Raw genomic sequence first — 973 nt, 5'->3', positions numbered from 1 at the left:
CAGTAAATATGTCAAACAATCAACTAAGCCAAATAAACCTTGAGGTTAATGGCAAACCAGTTTCTGTTTTGGTTGAAGATCGCACCAGCTTAGCCGACCTGCTACGAGATGAGCTTAATCTGACAGGCACCCACCTTGGTTGTGAACACGGAATTTGCGGTGCTTGTACATTCGAGATTAATGGTAAGCCATCACGCTCCTGTATCACCCTGGCCAAAAATTGCCATAACGCTAAAATACGTACTATTGAAGGTTACGAGGATGATCCTGTCACAAACGCGTTACGTGATGCTTTCAGTGAAAATCACGCGTTGCAATGTGGCTTTTGTACTCCGGGCATGCTTGCCTCAGCACGTGAAATAGTGGTGCTTGGCCTGAATAATGATGAGGAAACTATCCGTACCGCCATGAGTGGAAACCTTTGCCGCTGTACTGGTTATATGGGGATCATCAAATCGGTAAGAAGCGTGCTAGCTAAAAGAGAATCGCTAATTGGAACCATTGATACCGAAGTAAAAAAAATCGTACCTCCCCACACTTATGCAGGTGAACTACCAACATTTGAACGTCGCATCGGTAAGCTCGATAAACAGATACAGAGTACACAAGATCACGATGATGATAACAATCGAATTGTCGAAAATATTGTACTGAGTCATTCAATAGATAATGTCTGGACATTAATGTGTAATGTCGAACAAGTCGTTAATTGTGTCCCAGGTGCCCGCCTGCTGGGACAAGATGGTGATGACTTGAAAATATTAATGGAAGCCTCTTTCGGTGCTATTAGTGCCTCTTTTAAAGGCGATGGTTGTTTTACCTTCAATGACAGTGATCATACCGGACGTTTTGAGGGGCGAGGGAAAGATTCACGAAGCGGCTCCGGGGCCAGTGGTGCATTAAGTTTTAAATTAGAACCCAAAGGTGATGGCTGTATTCTCAATCTTGTGGCAACGTATGAAGTCACTGGCGC

Annotated in this window: 1 protein-coding gene; it reads left to right on the top strand. The window is 44.1% G+C overall.

Going from position 1 to position 973, the window contains the following annotated elements; translation table 11 throughout:
* Positions 1 to 973 (top strand): 2Fe-2S iron-sulfur cluster-binding protein (locus tag LD28_RS23090; protein ID WP_156120226.1); only part of this gene is annotated, 973 nt, incomplete at both ends.

Source organism: Aeromonas finlandensis (genome assembly GCF_000764645.1).
GTDB classification, from domain to species: domain Bacteria; phylum Pseudomonadota; class Gammaproteobacteria; order Enterobacterales; family Aeromonadaceae; genus Aeromonas; species Aeromonas finlandensis.
This window is presented reverse-complemented; position numbering and strand designations above follow the sequence as displayed.